The following is a 16,063-nucleotide window of genomic DNA, read 5'->3' as shown; positions in this document are numbered from 1 at the left end:
CTCCGAGATCGGAGGTTGGTGACGAACGCGCGAAACGCGTCGAACAGGGAGAGAGTTATGCGTAAGACTTTGTTGGGCGCTGTGTCGGCGACGGCTGTGTTTGTTTCGATGCCGGCGGTTGCTCAGGATACAGCGGCGCCCGTCGCACAGGATCCGTCCCCGCAAGCGGAAAGCACCGATGGCGATATCGTCGTCACCGGCGTGCGCCAGTCGCTCGAACGCGCGGCGGAGGTCAAGCGCAACGCGACGCAGGTCGTCGATTCGATCGTCGCGACCGACATCGGCAAGCTGCCCGACCCGACCGTCGCCGCCGCCCTGCAACGCGTCCCCGGCATTCAGGTTCAGAACGACCGCAACAATGAGCTGTCGACCGTCCGCATCCGCGGCCTCACCGATATTTTGACGACGGTGAACGGGCGCGAGGTCGTGACCACCACCGGACGCGGCTTCGATTTGCAGGATGTGCCCGCCGAAGCCCTCGCGCGGATCGACGCTTTCAAATCGCAGACGGCGGACCAGATCGAGGGCGGCGTTGCCGGCGCGCTCGACCTGCGGCTCAACCGCCCCTTCGACTTTCGCGACCCGACCTTCGTTCTGACGGCGCGCCAGAATTACGCGACGATCGCCGATGCGAGCAATCCGCAGCTCGGGGCCTTGGCGGCCGCCAAGACCGACACCTCGATCGGCGAGATCGGCGCGCTGGTCAATGTAACCTGGTCGCAGGCGAAGAATATCCGCAGCGTCACCAATCTGGGCGAACGACGCTACGCCGCGGGTGCGCCGCTCGGCACGCCGGGAATCATGGTGCCGCAGGTGCTGCGCAACATGCCCGATGTCGGCGACATCAAACGCTTTCAGGCCAATGCCGCGCTGCAATGGCAGGCGACCCCGTCGCTGCAACTCTATGCCGACGGCCTGTATACCTATTTCAACAGCACGACGGGCTTTGCCGGATTCAATCCGCAGCCGTTCACCAATGGTTCGCAGATTTCGGACATCACGGTCAGCGATTATTGCATCGACGCGCGCGTCAACGCCAACGGCACCAACCCGCAGCTCGTGACCGGCGCCGACGGCGATGTGACGCTCCAGCCGGCGACCGTCCAGACCATGTGCGAACTCAAGAGCGCGCGCTTCAACAATGTCGTGGTCAACCAGAACAGCTCGTCCGAAGAGGTGACGCAGCGGAACAAGATGGTCGCCGGCGGCCTGATTTTCGAACATGATCGCGGCGTGTTCAAGGTCGATGTCGCCTATCAGACGTCGCGCTCGGTGACCGAGAATTTTAACGCCGAAGTCGGCCAACGTGTGCCGACGGTCTTCGTCGAATTCGACGACAATGATGGTCCGTCCTTCACCCTCGATCCGTCGATCCCGCTCAGTTCCGAAAATGTGTCGCTGCGCAATTCGATCAACCAGAATTTCTCGGCCCGCGAGGGCAGCCTGTTCCAGGCGCGGCTCGACAGCGAATATGAATTTGACGGCATATTGACCAAGCTTCGCGGCGGCCTGCGCTATGCCAAGCGCGATGCGCGGTTTCAGCAGGTGCGGCAGACCAACACGGTGGGGTCGATCGGTTTCGGCAATATCGGCACGCCGTCGGAAGCGAATGCGCGGCTGATTTCCTCTTTGCCGCTATCGCCCGATTTCCTCGGCGTCATCGGCGTCGCGCCGCGGCTCAACGGCGGGCAGGCGTTTTTGGGCGTGAACCCCGCCTATCTGCGGTCCGAACGCGGGCGCAACGAGCTGCGCGACCTGTTCGGCCTGACGCTTGCGGCACCGGCTTATGACCCGACCAAGGAATTCAACGCCGACGAGGCGACGTACGCGGCCTATATGGAAGGCAGCTATGAAATCCCGATCGGTGCGCTCACGCTCGACGGCGTAGTCGGAACGCGCGTCGTCAAGACCGACCGCACCATTTCGGGCTTTGAGCGCGTCGAGGGCAGCGATGTCTTCAGCCCGATTGTCGCCAAACGGTCCGACATCGACATCCTGCCGTCGGCGACCGCGCGGCTGAAGTTCCCGGGATCGTTCCAGACGCGCCTGACCTATTCGCGCTCGATGCGGCGCCCCGATTTCGGCTCGCTCAACCCGGCGGAATCGCTCACTGTTGTGGGCAATGTGTTCCTGATCAACAACGGCACGCGCGGCAACCCCGACCTGCGCCCGCAAAAATCGGACAGCATCGACCTGACCGCCGAATATTATTTCGACAGCGGCTATGTCGCGGTCACCGGCTATTATCGGTCGATCAAGGACCGCGTCGTCACGTCGAACCGGCAGGAGGAGATCGCGGGCGAAAATTACCTGATCTCCACCCCGCGCAACGTCGGATCGGTCGATTTGAAGGGTATCGAGGTCAGCGCGCAATATTTCTTCGACTTCCTGCCGGGCGCATTGTCGGGATTCGGCGTGCAGGGCGCGTTCACGCTGGCGGATTCAAAGGTCAAGGGCGATGACACACTCGCGGGCAAGCCGCTGGTCGGCGTGTCCAAATATAATTATACCGCTGGCCTCCTCTATGACAAAAAGGGCCTGAGCGGCCGCCTGATCTGGACCTTCCGTTCCAAATATATCAACGGCGACAATACGGGCGGCGTCGCGGTACGGCCCTATGACGAAAGCCGGCCGATCGACGATCCCTATCTCCCGGTGTTCCTGTCCTACGTCCGCCCGGCCGGCCGTCTCGATTTCAGCATCGGCTATGACGTGACCGACGCGTTGCGGCTCGACATCGGCGGCACCAATATCCTGCGCAACAAGACCTCGACCTATTGGGGCGACAAGCGGGTCGTCCTCGCGCTGCACGGCGACGAGACGGTCTATAGCATCGGCGCGCGCGTAAAATTCTGAACCGACGAGGAAATCAAATGAAGGTCGCCTGCAAGAAAGGGGCGGCGGGTTCGATCCGCCGCCTCGACAAGCCATATGGCGGACGCATCCGGCGATCGGCCGCGCTGCTCGCGGCGGCGCTTTTTGCCGGCATGGTCGTTCCGGCGGGCGGGAAGGACGCGCCGCCGGCGACCTTCACCAACCCGCTGCTCACCTCGGGCCCCGATCCGTGGATCACGCAAGTGGGCGGCGTCTATTATTACACGCACACGCTCGGCGACCGCCTGATGCTGTGGCGGACCGACAATATCGCCGACCTCGCGAAAGCGGAGAAGCGCGTCGTGTGGACGCCGCCCGCGAAGGGGCCGAACGCGCACAGCATCTGGGCACCCGAACTCCACCGCCTCGACGGCAAATGGTATCTCTATTATTCGGCGACCGCGAGCGGCTTCAAGGACGACCAGCATCGCGCGGTCTTCGTGATCGAGAACGCGGGCGCCGATCCGATGCGGGGCGAATGGGTCGACCGCGGGCGCGTGAACACGGCGCGCGCGGGTATCGACGGCACCGTTTTCGACCATGGCGGCAAACGCTATTTCGCCTATTCGCCCTATATCGGTTCCGACAGCGGGCTGGCGATCGCGGAAATGGCCAATCCCTGGACGCTCACCGGGCCCGAAAGCGTGATCGCGATGCCCGACAAGGCATGGGAAAAACAGGGCGGGCGCCAGATCCTCGAAGGCCCCGAATTCCTGCTCGGGCCCAAGGGCGACCTGTTTCTGACCTATTCGGCGAGCGCCTGCTGGTCCGACGATTATGCGCTCGGTCTGCTGCATGCGCCGGCGGGATCGAACATACTCGATCCCAAGGTCTGGACGAAGACCGCCCAGCCCGTCTTCAAGAGCGCGAACGGCGTCTATGCGACGGGCCACAACGGCTTTTTCACCTCGCCCGACGGCAAGGAAAGCTGGATCATCTATCACGCCAATCCGGGGCCGGGAATGAAATGCACGCCCGCGCGAGCGCCGCATATTCAGCGTTTCGGGTGGAGCGAGGCGGGATGGCCCCAGTTCGGCGAGCCGGTGGCCAGCGGCACGCCGCTTCCGGTGCCGTCGGGCGGACGCTGACCGCTCAGTTCGTAGCACATAAAGAAAAGGCCGCGGAGTTCCGCGGCCTTTTCTTTGTCCTCGAACCCTCCTCAGTTCTTGCGGGGCTTGCCATTGATCGGCTGCGCCGCCGGCTGGCTGTCGAGGATCGCGTCGAGCTCGGCGCGTATCTTGGGCAGCGCATCCGCCTGGTTGCGCGTCTCCTGGGGGTCGGCAACCAGATCATAAAGTTCATAGTCGCGCGCGCCGGTCTTTTCCTGCGTCCAGCGGACGAGCCGATAGCGGTCGGTGCGGATCGCCTGCCCGAGCCGTCCGGGGCGCGGATAGGCGTGATAGGCATAGCCGCGCACGCGCGCCGCGGGGTCGTGCAGCACCGGCGCCAGCGAGATGCCGTCGATCGGTTGCGGGCCGGTGGGGGCGGGCAGGGCGGCGAGCGCGGCAAGCGTCGGATAGATGTCGACCGTCTCGGCAAGCTGGTCCGTCGAACGTCCCTCGACGATGCCTGGTCCCGCAAAGATCAGCGGGATGTGCGTCGCCTGCTCCATATTGGTGTGTTTGGTCCAGATGCCATGGTCGCCGAGATGATAGCCATGATCGCCCCACAGGACGACGACGGTGTTGTCGGCAAGCCCTTCGCGTTCGAGCGCTTTCAGCACCTTGCCGATCTGGACATCGACGTAGGAAACGCCGGCATAATAGCCGTGCAGCAACTGGCGCTTGAGCTCGGGCGGAAACTGGTCGCCGCGGACGTTCCGCGGCGGCTCGCGATAGGCGTTGATCTCGCCGCCCTGCTTGTCGGTATAGGCGGGCGCGCCTTCGGGCAGCTGTTCGAAGTCGGGCATCGGCAGCTTCGCCGGATCATACATGTCCCAATAACGTTTCGGGACCGAGAAGGGTAGGTGCGGACGCGCGAAACCGACGGCGAGGAAGAAGGGCTGCTTGCTGTTTTTCAGCGCCTTCAGCCGTTCCCCGGCGCGCTTGGCGGTGCGGCCGTCGGCATAGGCTTCGTCGGCGACGTCGGGCATTTCCCACGCCGCGCCGCGCGCGAGCGTGCGGGCATAGGCGAAGGGGTTGCCCTCGGGCACCGGAATCTCTTCGAACAGCGCCTCTTCCTGCGTCGGCTTGCCGCCGGTGCTGGCGGGATCGACATATTCGATCACCTTTTCCTTGTGGTGCGGGACCGACCAGCCAGCGGTGTCGCCGACGGTGCCGTGGCCGATGTGATAGACCTTGCCCATGCTTTCGGTGTGATAGCCCGCGCGCATGAAATATTGCGGCAGGGTCACCGCGTCCGGCACATAGTCGCGCAGGTTCATCCCGAAATTATAGATGCCGCTGCTCGTCGAGCGCGCTCCGGTCATCAGGTTGATGCGGCTCGGCGCGCAGACGGCCTGATTGGCATAGGCGAGATCGAAACGCACCCCGCGCTCGGCAAGACGATCCATGTTCGGGGTGATCGCGGTGCGGTCGCCATAGACGCCGAGCGCGGGCTTGAGATCGTCGACGAGGATCAGCAGGACATTGGGGCGCTGCGCTGTCGTGGGCGTCGGTTTCACGCCCGCTCGCGGCGCGGGCGCTTGCGAGCAGGCCGAGGTCGCGGTGATCAGCAAGGCGAGCATCGCCCGCCGGGTCCAGTGCGCGGTGCGCCGCATAGTCATTCTCCCTTTCGTCGCGACACGCAGCGAAAGCCGATGTGGCTCGTCGCGCTGTCGACATGTTGCGGATGCCGCGCCGCCGGGCGGTAACGCTGGCAATAGTTGACGGCGCACAGGTGCGATCCGCCCTTCATGACCTTGCGGCCGATGCGCGCGCCGGGCGTCGCATCGTCATAGCTTTGCGCGAGCGTCGCGCCGCGCGGATTGGTGATCGCGCAGCAGGGCGACTTGGTCTTCGCCGCCTGGGGCGCCGCATACCAGTCGCGCGTCCATTCCCAGACGTTACCGATCATATCGATTAGGCCATAGCTATTGGCCGGAAAGCTGCCGACCGGCGTCGTGCGGTAATTGCCGTCGGCCTTCGTTGTCGAGACGGGAAACAGGCCGAGCCAGTAATTGGCGAGAATCGCGCCATCGGGCGCCAGCTCGTCGCCCCAGGCATAGTCCTGTCCGTCGACGCCGCCGCGCGCGGCATATTCCCACTCCGCCTCGGTCGGCAACGATTTGCCGGCCCATTTCGCATAGGCCTCGGCATCGGAGTAGGCGACATGGACGACGGGGTGGTCCTCCATTCCTTCGATCGAGCTGTCGGGGCCGGTCGGATGGCGCCAGTCGACGCCGGGGACAAAGGCCCACCACCCCGATGGATCGTCGAGCGGGACGAGGCCATCGGCTTTTTGGAACAGCAGCGATCCGGGCTCGACGCCCTCCAGGTCGGCGCCCGGATAGAGCTTGGGATCGGGCGGCAGTTCGGCGAGGGTGCGATAGCCCGTTGCCGCGCCGAATTCGGCGAAGGCGCGATTGGTCACCGGCGTTTCATCGATCCAGAAGCTGTCGACCTTGACGCGGCGCAGCGGCTGCTCCTCGGGATAGAAGCGGTCCGACCCCATGGTGAAGCTGCCGCCCTCGATGAAGCGCATGCCGTCGAGCGACGGGACAGAGGCGGCGGGGCGCGATGCGGCTTTCATGGTCGGGGACTCATCTCGTTCGGTGGTGGCTCGGCGCTTCGCTGCACGCTCATTGGGGCAACTGGGCAAGCCATTTCTTGAGCTTTGCCAGCAAGCGCCCGCGCACTTCGGGCTCGTTCGCCGCCATATCCTGCTTTTCCATCGGATCGCGCGCAAGATTGTAGAGCTCGACATCGGCGCCGCCATCGTTGGCGAGCAGTTTCCAGTCGCCTTCGCGCACGGCGAAGCGCGGCGACACGTCGATCGGCTGGCTGGGCTTGCCCAACAGGGGGCGGCCTTCCTTGCCATAGGCCCAGAACAGGTCGGGGCGCTTGGCGACCGGCTGGCCCCGCAGCGCCGGCGACAGGTCGATCCCGACGCTGCCCGCAGGCTTCTTGACGCCCAGGATGCCGGCAAAGGTCGGCAAGAGGTCGACGCCCTGCGCCACCGTCTGCTCGTCGCGCGTCCCGGCTTTCATATGGCCGCGCCAGTATAGGATCAGCGGCTGACGGATGCCGCCTTCGTACAGGCTGAACTTGCGGCCGCGCAGCCCCTCGGTGCTTCCCGGCGCGGTCTCGCCGCGTTCGTAATAGCGCGCGAGCGGGGAGGGGCCATTGTCCGACGTGAAGAGGATCAGCGTATTGTCCATTTCACCCATCTGGTCGAGGCGCTCGACCAGCCGGCCGAGCGTCTTGTCCATCTTGACCAGCGACGCGAGCATCCGGTCGTCGTCGGAGGATTCGCCCTTGCCCATGACGTCGGAGAGGCTTTCATCGTCGGGCGCCCAGGGGTCGTGGATATCGTTAAGCCACAGGTTCACGAACCATGGCTTCTCCGAATTCTGGGCGACGAAATCGACCGTCATGTCGGCATAAAGCCCGGTGAGGTTGGTCTTGAGTTCCCAGAAGCGCGGGCCTTCGCCCAGCTTGTCCGACTGCTGGGCAAGGAAGCGTTCCTCGTCCGACACGAGCACGCGCGGGCCGAGCCCTTCGAAGGTCGTGAAACTCTTGTCGAAGCCATAAGCGGTCGGCCACGGCGCATCGCCGATGTCGCGCCCGCCGCCGAGATGCCATTTGCCGATATGCGCGGTTTTATATCCATTTTGCTGGAGCAGGCGGGCGATCGTCGGCAGCTTCGGATCGAGCCAGTCGACCTGCCCGATCTCGGCGTTGCGCGCGCGGCTTGCAGTGATGCCGACGAAACCGACATCGGCCGGGAAGCGCCCTGTCAGGAACCCCGCGCGCGATGAGGAACAGATCGGCGCGGCGTCGTAGAAATTGGTGAGCAGCACCCCTTCGCGCGCAAGGCGGTCGAGGTTCGGGGTCTGAACCTTGCGGTTCCCCATCACCGACAGGTCGCCAAAGCCCATGTCGTCGACGAGGATGAACAGGATATTGGGCCGACGCTCGGTCTGCTTGCCGGCTTCGGCGGCGCGCGCCGGGGACGATCCCTGCGCTAACGCCGCTGTGGGAGGCACGGCCGCGATCGCCGCCAAACTCATTGCGGCCGTCGCGAAAAATCTTTTGGCGGCCGGGAGCAGGGCGGTGGATGACCGATTGAACATATTCTCTCCCAACTCCCGATTCCCCGTCGGCATGAATACATATTTATCGTATTAATTAAGCTTGTCTACTTTTCTGTTCGGCCTAAACATTGGCGCAAGGCCGCTTCGCGGCTTCTCGAAAGGAGGCGAGGACCGTGTCGTTAGAACAACCGGGACTGGGACAGGATGATGCCCCCGCGTCGCTCGGGCGCAACCTGACCTATGGCCTGCTCGACAATCTGGGGCGCGCGATCGTCACCGGCCAGTTCGACGACGAAGCCTTTCCGACCGAGGCCGAACTGACCAAGCGCCACGGCGTCAGCCGGTCGGTAACGCGCGAGGCGGTGAAGATGCTGACCGCCAAGGGGCTGCTCAGCGCGCGGCCGCGGCAGGGGACGGTGATACAGCCGACCTCGTCGTGGAACCTGTTCGACACCGATGTGCTGCGCTGGCTGCTCGAGCGGCAATTTTCGATCGAGCTGCTCAAACAGTTCAACCAGCTGCGCGTCGCGATCGAGCCCGAGGCGGCGGCGCTCGCCGCACAATTCGGGCGCGCCGAGGAACTCACGCGGATTGGCGACGGTCTCGATCGCATGGCGGCGGCCGAGCGTGGCGAGGACGATACGCTCGAGGCCGACATCGCCTTTCACGTCGCCGTCCTGCGCGCGTCGAACAACCCCTTCTACGCCCAGTTCCGCGATGTCGTCAGCACCGCGCTGCGCACCTCGATCCGCTTTACCAACCGGATCAAGGGGCGCACCGCCAGCGTCGCCGATCATGCCGCGGTCCGCGATGCGATCGCGGCGCACGATCCCGACGCGGCGCGCAGTGCGATGCGTCACCTGATCGGCGATGTGCTGACGCTGATCGACGACGCGGAGAAATAACCTAGCGCATCTCGAGCGGAGCGATCGTGCCGTCGGCGCGATAGGTGATCGGTTGCACGGTAAATTTGCGGCTGCCCTTATAGGGGCCGGGACCGGTCTGTCCTTCCCAGCGGTGATAGGCGATGTACCAGCCACCGTCGGCGGGATCGTGCAGGAAGGCGTGATGGCCGGGACCCTTGAAGCGCGCGTCGCTCTCGACGATCTTGCCGCGATAAATCCAGGGGCCCGTCGGCGAGGACGCGGTCGCATAATGGACCTGATAGCTGTCGTGGCGATAGCTGCCCGACGAATAGGACAGATAATAAGTGCCGCCGCGTTCGTGCATGAACGCGGCTTCGGTGAAATGCGGCGGCGTTTCGACCGCAATCTCGCGGTCGATCGTCACCATGTCGGGCCCCAGCGTCCAGACGCGCAGCTTCGCGCCCGCGCTGCCGCCGGCGTAGAGGTAGCGCGTCTTGCTCGCGGGGTCGACGAAGACCGCGGGGTCGATCGCCTCGAACCCCTTGCCCCCGGTGATCAGCGGCTTGCCGCTGTCGGTGCACGGGCCTTCGAGGCCCGCGCAGGTCGCGACGCCGATGCGGCTCGGCGTCGGGTTCTGCGGCCCGACCGAGAAATAGAGATAATGGCGGCCGTTCGCCGCGACCATGTCGGGCGCCCATAGCGCGTGACGCGGCGCGCCGTCGTTGCCGATCCAGCCGATCCGGTCGAGCGCGATCAGTTCGGCGCCCTTTTGCCAATGCTGGCGGTCGGGCGAGGTCCAGACGTGCAGTTGTCCGGTCCCGCCCGAATTGGTCGGATAGATGAAATAGCGCCCGTCGGCGGCCTCGATGTCGGGATCGGCGCCGTCGAACGAGAGCGGGGCCGGTGCTTCCGCCATCGCTGCCGCCGAACCGGCGAGCAGCGCGGCGAGCAGGGCGCGGCGGAGCGCCGGCCGCCGGATCACTTGGCGTTCGCCATCGGGACCACGCCCTTCGGCGCGGCGGCGAGGCGCTTGATCAGATCCACTTCGGCCTGGCGATAGGGCTTGCCATCGGCACGGAAAACCTCGTGGAACCAGATCGTCGGCTCGTCATAGGTATAGGGTTTTTTCCAGCTGTCCCACGGGAGGCGCGTCTGCGTCTTGCCGTCGACGAAACCCCAATTATACATGCCGATGTTGTATTTCTTGCCGATCGGCAGCGAGCCGTCAAAGGTCGACCCGTTGCCGCGCGCCATATATTCGGTGCACAGCACCGGGCGGCCATAGCTCAGCATCTGCTTCGCGCGCTTCTCGAACTTTTCGGGCCAGCTGTAATCGTGAAAGCTGTTGATGTCCGACTGGGTCAGCTGGGTGCGTTCGACCGCGTCGACCTTGTCCAGATTGTCCCAATTTTCGCCGATCCACACGCCCGAGGTCAGCGGCTGGCTGGGATCGGCGCTGCGCGCCCATTCGTAGACCTGCGGCAGCAGCAGCGCGACATATTTGTTCTTGTCGGGGACGTGCTCGTAATTGCCGCCGCCCTTGTTGTTGGGTTCGTTCCACAAATCCCATATGATGACGCGCTTGTCGTTCGCAAAGGTGCCGACGATGTCTTTCACATAGGCTTCGAGCTTGTGATACTGGCTTGCATCCTTCAGTCTCGCTTCGCCCGGCGCCTGCACCCAGCGCGAATTATGAACGCCGGGGATCGGCGGGCTCTGCAGGCCATAGACCGGGTTCGGATCCCATACGCTGTCGAACAGCACGAACATGATCTTGATCTTGTGCTTGTCGGCGATGGCGAGAAACTCGTTCATCCGTTTTTTCAGGCCTTCGGGATCGTTTTCCCACAGCAGATTGTGCAGGAAGACGCGCATCGTGTTCATGCCGATGCCAGCCGCCCAGCCGAGTTCCTTGTCGATCGTCGCGGGATCGAAAGTGGGCTCGTGCCACATTTCGAGCTCGTTGACCGCCGAGCCGGGAGCATAGTTGGCGCCGACCAACCAAGGCTGCTTGTCATACCATATATTCGCCTGCTCCTTCGACCATTGCTCGCGCGCGGCGGCGGGCTGGGCGGCGGTGGCCGCGATGGTGAAAGCGGCGGCGGTGAGCAGGAAGCTCCGTCGGATCATCTCTCTTCTCCCTCTCTTGGCGTCTTTGGCGGGAGACGGCTCGTCCCCGCGTCACAACCGATGCGCCATTGATAGATTCGATTTGCTTCGATAGGAAGCATATATATCGTATAAATAGCTTGGAGGCGATCCGATCGCTTCAATGGCCGCGAAGCGATGACGGGAGAGGCTCGAATGGACGACATCGGCGCGGCGACGGTCCGGCGTATCACCTGGCGGCTGATGCCGCTGCTCTGCCTGCTCTATCTGGTCGCCTATATCGACCGGCAGAATGTCGCCTATGCCAAGCTGCAAATGGTCGGTGACCTGGGGCTCAGCGAAGCCGCCTATGGACTGGGGTCGGCGCTCTTCTTCATCGGCTATTGCCTGTTCGAGATTCCGAGCAATCTGATCCTCGATCGCGTGGGACCGCGAATCTGGTTCGCGCGGATCATCGGGGCGTGGGGCCTCGTCACGCTGGCGCTCGGCTTCGCGTGGACGCCGACGAGCTTCTATGTCCTGCGCTTCCTGCTCGGGGTCGCCGAGGCGGGCTTCTTCCCCGGCGTCCTCTATCTGCTCACCCTGTGGTTTCCGCAGGCGCAGCGCGCACGGGCGATCGGGCTGTTCCTGATCGCGAGTGCCTTCGCCAACGCGGTAGGCGCGGTGCTCGGCGGCCTTTTGCTCGAACTCGACGGCCTGGCCGGGCTGCGCGGCTGGCAATGGGTGTTCATCGTCACCGCGATCCCGGCATTGCTGCTCGTTCCCGTCGTGCTCGCGCGCCTGCCGCGCGGTCCAGCCGAAGCGCGCTGGCTTACCGATGCGCAAAAGGCGTGGCTTGCCAAAACGCTCGCGGCGGAGGGCGGCCCGCGCGAGCATGCCAACCCGCTGCGCGCGCTCGGCGATTTTCGCGTGATCCTGCTCTGCATCGCTTTCCTCGGCTTTCCGCTGTCGGCCTATGGCCTCAGCTATTGGCTTCCGACGATCGTCAGGGGTTTCGGCGTCAGCGATGCCGTCAACGGGCTGCTCAACATCATCCCGTGGCTTACCGTCGCAGCGGCGCTGTGGTGGCTTCCGCGCCGGGCCGCGCGGAGCACCGGGTCGCGCCGCTTCATCGTGGGGCCCGCGCTCGTCGGCGCGCTAAGCCTCGTGCTGGCGGTCGTGCTGCCGTCGCCCGTGCTCCAGTTCACCGCGCTGTGTATCGCTGCCGCCGCGATCTTTGCCGGCCAGCCCTTTTTCTGGGTGCTGCCGGGACGGTTCCTGACCGGAGCGGCGGCGGCCGCGGGTTTCGCGGCGATCAATTCGGTCGGCAATCTCGGCGGGTTCGTCGCGCAGGCGGTCGTGCCGAAAATCCATGACGCGACGGGCAGCGATCTCGCGCCGATGATCTTTCTCGCTGTGATGCTGGCGTTCTCGGCGGCGGCGATCTTCCTGATCGAACGCCGCATTCCGCGAAGCGGTCGCGACCGATTTCCGGTTGCCACGCCCGACGACTCTTTATAAAACACATTGATCATATAAATTGGGAGGGTCCGATGAAGTCCGTTTCGAAGCTGCTTGTGATTGCCGCGCTCCTGGCGGGCAGCGCCAACACTGCCGCCTATGCGCAGACGGGCGCGCCGCCCCCCAAGAAGCCCGCCAATTCGACCGCCAACACCGCGGGCTACACCGCGCCGGGCAGCACGGAGGGCGGCCCCGCCTATGTCGGCCCGATCATGACCGAGTGGGGCCGCAAGGTGACGCCCGAAAATGCGTGGCGAAGCTACCCGCGCCCGCAGATGGAACGCGACATCTGGATGAATCTCAACGGGCATTGGGATTATGCGATCCGCCCGGCGAACGAGCCGCAGCCCGCGACGATGGACGGCAAGATTCTTGTCCCCTTCGCGGTCGAATCGAGGCTGTCGGGCGTCGCGCGCAAGCTGATGCCCGACGACCGGCTCTGGTATAAGCGCAGCTTCACGCTGCCGGCGAAATGGCCGGGTCAGCGCACGTTGCTGCATTTCGGTGCGGTCGATTTCGAATCGACGGTGCTCGTCAACGGTGTCGTCGTTGGCAGCCACAAGGGTGGGTCGGACCCGTTCAGCTTCGACGTCACCCGCTATCTCCGCTCCGGAGCCAACGAACTCGTCGTGCAGGTCACCGACCCGACCTCAACCGGCGACCAGCCGCGCGGCAAGCAGACGCTCGAACCGCGCGGCATCTGGTACACTGCGGTCAGCGGCATCTGGCAGACGGTGTGGCTCGAGCCGGTCGCTGATCTTCATATCGCCGACCTCCGCGCGGTGCCCGATATCGACAAGGGCGAGCTGACGGTCGATGTCGCGCTCAGCAACACCGCGACCCCCAGCGACGCTGTCCGCATCACTGCGCGCGACAAGGGTAAGTTGATCGCGAGCACGATCATCCGCGGCAACCGGCAGGGGGTGCTCAAGATTCCGGGCGCGCGGCTCTGGTCGCCCGACGATCCCTATCTCTATGACCTGACCGCCGAGTTGGTGAAAGTGACGCCGCCGAAGGGAGCGGGGAACGACCGCACGGGGCTGCCGCCGATGACCGGGCGCGAAGTGCAGGCCTATGCCGCGGCGACTGTCACCGGCGCACCCAGCGATAGCGTCAAAAGCTATTTCGGGATGCGCAAGATTTCGACCGGTGTCGATCCCAAGACCGGCAAGATGGCGCTGCTGCTCAACAACAAGCCGCTCTTTCACAACGGCACGCTCGATCAGGGCTGGTGGCCCGAAAGCCTGCTGACCCCGCCGTCGGAGGAGGCCGCGCGCAGCGACATCATCTTCCTGAAAAAGGCCGGCTTCAACATGCTCCGCAAGCATATCAAGGTCGAGCCCGCGCAATATTATCACGATGCCGACCGGCTCGGCATATTGATCTGGCAGGACATGCCCTCGGGCGCGTTCGGCGATCAGGCGGTGCGGCGCCCGAGCGACCGTGAGGCGACTTTTACCTCGGCGGGCATGGCGCAATATCAGGCCGAACTGGCGCGGATGATCGGCGCGCTCCGCGCTTTCCCTTCGATCGTGATGTGGGTGACCAACAATGAAGGCTGGGGCCAGTATGACGTCAAGACCGTCGGCAGCATCGCCAAGAATATGGACCCGAGCCGCCTCGTCAACAATGCGAGCGGCTGGTTCGACGTTCCGGGCAGCGGGTCGGACGTCTATGACATCCACACCTATGACGAAGTGCCCGTCGAACCCGCGCCGCAGGCCGACCGGCCGATCGTGACCGGCGAATTCGGCGGCGTCGGGCTGCCGATCCCGGGGCATCTGTGGTTCACCGATCGCGACGCGCGCATCTATCAGTTCGCCGCCGACAAGGAAGATTATCGCCGCCGCTATAAGATCAAGTTCGACGAGATCATCCGCCAGGCGAAGGAACTGGGGCTCGCGGCGTCGGTCTATACCGAAACGAGCGATGTCGAGGGCGAATTGAACGGCCTGCTCACCTATGACCGCGCGGTATCGAAGCTGCCTGTCGAGGATTTCGCGAAGATCGCAAAGCCGCTGTTCGAGGATAAATAAGGCGAGGGGAAAGCCGATGGCACGACGCACCGCGATGGCCCGCTGGGCCGCGACCACCATGCTCGCGGCGCTGATGGGCGCCGCGGCGCCCGTGAGCGGGGCCGCACCGGCCGCCGCTCCGCCGGCCCCGGCCACCGCATCGGCCAAGCCAAACATCCTGTTCGTCCTCGTCGACGATATGGGCTTCGGCGACCTGTCGGTGATGGGGAACCAAAAGGTCCAGACCCCGAACCTCGACCGTCTCGCGCGCGAAGGCGTGCTGATGACGCAATTCTACGACGCGGCGCCGATCTGTTCGGCGTCGCGCGCCGGCCTGCTCACCGGGCGGTTTCCCGCCGAGGTCGGCTTCATCAACTATGTCAGCGACCGCGCCTATAATCGGTCGATCGGGCAGGCGGACTGGCTCGATCCCAAGCTGCCCAATATCGCGCGGCTGCTGAAGGGCGCGGGCTATGACACCGCGCATATCGGCAAATGGCATCTGGGCGGCGGGCGCGACATTGCCGATGCGCCATGGCCGACGGCTTATGGTTTCGACCATAGTTTCACGACCTTCGAAGGGCTGGGGCCGCGCGTGCTCGTTTCGGACGAGGAACGCTTCCTCGCCGAACAATCGGATGAACTGGGCGAAGGGCCGCGCTTCTGGGAGCTCAAGACCAACCTCACCGGCCTTTACGCCAATATGACGGTCGGCTTCGTCGCCCAGCATTCGGAGAGGCCCTGGTTCGTGAACCTCTGGCTCAACGACATGCACGATCCGTGGGCGCCCGACGACGAAAGCCTGTCGGATGTCATGGGTAAGGGCACATCCTCCGACGACGACCGGATGCTCGCGTCGCTGGTCAAGATGGACAAGACGCTCGGCCGCCTGTTCGACCGCCTCGACCAGATGGGCGAGATGGACAATACGCTGGTCATCGTCACCAGCGACAACGGGCCGTCATCGTCGCAGCGCTATTACAAGGACGGCCATGTCGCGCCGGGCAGCACCGAAAATCTGCGCGGTCGCAAATGGAGCCTCTACGAAGGCGGCATCCGTCAGCCGCTGATCCTCTATTGGCGCGGCCACTCCAAGGCCGGCTATCGCGACGAGCAAACGGTGGGGCAGGGCGTCGACCTCTTGCCGACGCTCGCGAGCATCGTCGGTGCGCGAATACCCGCCGGCGCTGACGGGATCGACCTGTCGCCGGTGATCGAGGGACGCGCGATCGCTGGGCGGCCCGATCTTTATTGGGCCTATGGCAAGGAAGGCGCGGCGAAGGAAACGCCGCAGCCGGCACTGGAGCGCGATCAGGCGCCGCCGTTCGCGATCCGCGAAGGCAATTGGAAGCTGCTCGCGGACGCGGGCGGGGCGAGCCCGCAGCTTTTCAACCTCGCACGCGATCCGGGCGAGGCGAATGACGTCGCAGCGAGCGAACCCGCGGTCCGCGACCGCCTGCTCGCCAAACTCAAGGCCTGGATGGCGGCGCTGCGCCGATAAGGAC

The 16,063-nt window shown here is 64.7% G+C and carries 11 protein-coding genes; 6 read left to right on the top strand and 5 right to left on the bottom strand.

Going from position 1 to position 16,063, the window contains the following annotated elements; all coding sequences use genetic code 11:
* Positions 1 to 57 precede the first annotated feature (57 nt).
* Both GGR90_RS02205 and GGR90_RS02200 read left to right on the top strand, forming a co-directional pair.
* Positions 58 to 2,856 (top strand): TonB-dependent receptor, encoded by a 2,799-nt coding sequence (locus GGR90_RS02205; RefSeq protein ID WP_167919062.1) that lies wholly within the window; start codon positions 58 to 60, stop codon positions 2,854 to 2,856.
* Between the two features lie 17 nt (positions 2,857 to 2,873).
* Positions 2,874 to 3,962 carry a glycoside hydrolase family 43 protein gene (locus tag GGR90_RS02200; protein WP_342449877.1) on the top strand — a complete coding sequence of 363 codons (1,089 nt, stop codon included), beginning with the start codon at positions 2,874 to 2,876 and terminating at the stop codon, positions 3,960 to 3,962.
* A 71-nt stretch (positions 3,963 to 4,033) separates the two neighbouring features.
* Here GGR90_RS02200 and GGR90_RS02195 read toward each other — a convergent pair whose 3' ends face one another.
* From GGR90_RS02195 to GGR90_RS02185, 3 genes are all read right to left on the bottom strand, one after another.
* Positions 4,034 to 5,593 (bottom strand): sulfatase, encoded by a 1,560-nt coding sequence (locus GGR90_RS02195; RefSeq protein ID WP_245198367.1) that lies wholly within the window; start codon positions 5,591 to 5,593, stop codon positions 4,034 to 4,036.
* Positions 5,594 to 5,595: 2 nt separating this feature from the next.
* Positions 5,596 to 6,516, bottom strand: coding sequence for a formylglycine-generating enzyme family protein (locus GGR90_RS02190; protein WP_167920774.1), 921 nt, complete (start codon positions 6,514 to 6,516; stop codon positions 5,596 to 5,598).
* Positions 6,517 to 6,613: 97 nt separating this feature from the next.
* Positions 6,614 to 8,107: a sulfatase-like hydrolase/transferase gene (locus GGR90_RS02185; RefSeq protein WP_245198366.1), complete on the bottom strand. Its 1,494-nt coding sequence runs from the start codon at positions 8,105 to 8,107 to the stop codon at positions 6,614 to 6,616.
* A gap of 134 nt (positions 8,108 to 8,241) precedes the next feature.
* Between GGR90_RS02185 and GGR90_RS02180 the strand changes: the two genes are divergently transcribed.
* Complete coding sequence (locus GGR90_RS02180) at positions 8,242 to 8,973, top strand: FadR/GntR family transcriptional regulator (RefSeq protein WP_342449876.1); 732 nt, start codon at positions 8,242 to 8,244, stop codon at positions 8,971 to 8,973.
* A gap of 1 nt (position 8,974) precedes the next feature.
* On the opposite strand, the gene GGR90_RS02175 is transcribed toward GGR90_RS02180, so the two are convergent.
* Together GGR90_RS02175 and GGR90_RS02170 are read right to left on the bottom strand one after the other, a co-directional pair.
* A complete protein-coding gene (locus GGR90_RS02175; protein ID WP_342449875.1) occupies positions 8,975 to 9,916 on the bottom strand; it encodes a family 43 glycosylhydrolase in 942 nt (313 codons plus the stop codon).
* A complete protein-coding gene (locus GGR90_RS02170) occupies positions 9,913 to 11,064 on the bottom strand; it encodes a cellulase family glycosylhydrolase (RefSeq protein WP_167919060.1) in 1,152 nt (383 codons plus the stop codon). Before GGR90_RS02170 ends, GGR90_RS02175 begins: the two co-directional genes overlap by 4 nt.
* A gap of 174 nt (positions 11,065 to 11,238) precedes the next feature.
* On the opposite strand from GGR90_RS02170, the gene GGR90_RS02165 reads away from it, so the two are divergent.
* The 3 genes from GGR90_RS02165 to GGR90_RS02155 are packed head-to-tail and all read left to right on the top strand — an operon-like array spanning position 11,239 to position 16,059.
* Positions 11,239 to 12,543 (top strand): MFS transporter, encoded by a 1,305-nt coding sequence (locus GGR90_RS02165; protein WP_167919058.1) that lies wholly within the window; start codon positions 11,239 to 11,241, stop codon positions 12,541 to 12,543.
* 32 nt (positions 12,544 to 12,575) lie between these two features.
* Positions 12,576 to 14,579: a glycoside hydrolase family 2 protein gene (locus GGR90_RS02160; protein WP_209023534.1), complete on the top strand. Its 2,004-nt coding sequence runs from the start codon at positions 12,576 to 12,578 to the stop codon at positions 14,577 to 14,579.
* Between the two features lie 16 nt (positions 14,580 to 14,595).
* Positions 14,596 to 16,059, top strand: a complete 1,464-nt coding sequence (locus GGR90_RS02155) for a sulfatase-like hydrolase/transferase (RefSeq protein WP_167919056.1) — start codon at positions 14,596 to 14,598, stop codon at positions 16,057 to 16,059.
* Positions 16,060 to 16,063: the final 4 nt, after the last annotated feature.

It is taken from the genome of Sphingopyxis italica (genome assembly GCF_011926545.1).
In the GTDB taxonomy this organism is placed as follows: domain Bacteria; phylum Pseudomonadota; class Alphaproteobacteria; order Sphingomonadales; family Sphingomonadaceae; genus Sphingopyxis; species Sphingopyxis italica.
The sequence above is the reverse complement of the archived record's forward strand: the minus strand, read 5'-3'. Positions and strand labels throughout refer to the sequence as shown.

Bases quoted from the DNA above. Each gene is read 5' to 3' on its own strand.
- GGR90_RS02200 (WP_342449877.1), top strand. From the start codon at position 2,874: ATGAAGGTCGCCTGCAAGAAAGGGGCGGCGGGTTCGATCCGCCGCCTC.
- GGR90_RS02160 (WP_209023534.1), top strand. From the start codon at position 12,576: ATGAAGTCCGTTTCGAAGCTGCTTGTGATTGCCGCGCTCCTGGCGGGC.
- GGR90_RS02165 (WP_167919058.1), top strand. From the start codon at position 11,239: ATGGACGACATCGGCGCGGCGACGGTCCGGCGTATCACCTGGCGGCTG.
- GGR90_RS02190 (WP_167920774.1), bottom strand. From the start codon at position 6,516: ATGCGCTTCATCGAGGGCGGCAGCTTCACCATGGGGTCGGACCGCTTC.
- GGR90_RS02205 (WP_167919062.1), top strand. From the start codon at position 58: ATGCGTAAGACTTTGTTGGGCGCTGTGTCGGCGACGGCTGTGTTTGTT.
- GGR90_RS02170 (WP_167919060.1), bottom strand. From the start codon at position 11,064: ATGATCCGACGGAGCTTCCTGCTCACCGCCGCCGCTTTCACCATCGCG.
- GGR90_RS02155 (WP_167919056.1), top strand. From the start codon at position 14,596: ATGGCACGACGCACCGCGATGGCCCGCTGGGCCGCGACCACCATGCTC.
- GGR90_RS02185 (WP_245198366.1), bottom strand. From the start codon at position 8,107: ATGTTCAATCGGTCATCCACCGCCCTGCTCCCGGCCGCCAAAAGATTT.
- GGR90_RS02195 (WP_245198367.1), bottom strand. From the start codon at position 5,593: ATGCGGCGCACCGCGCACTGGACCCGGCGGGCGATGCTCGCCTTGCTG.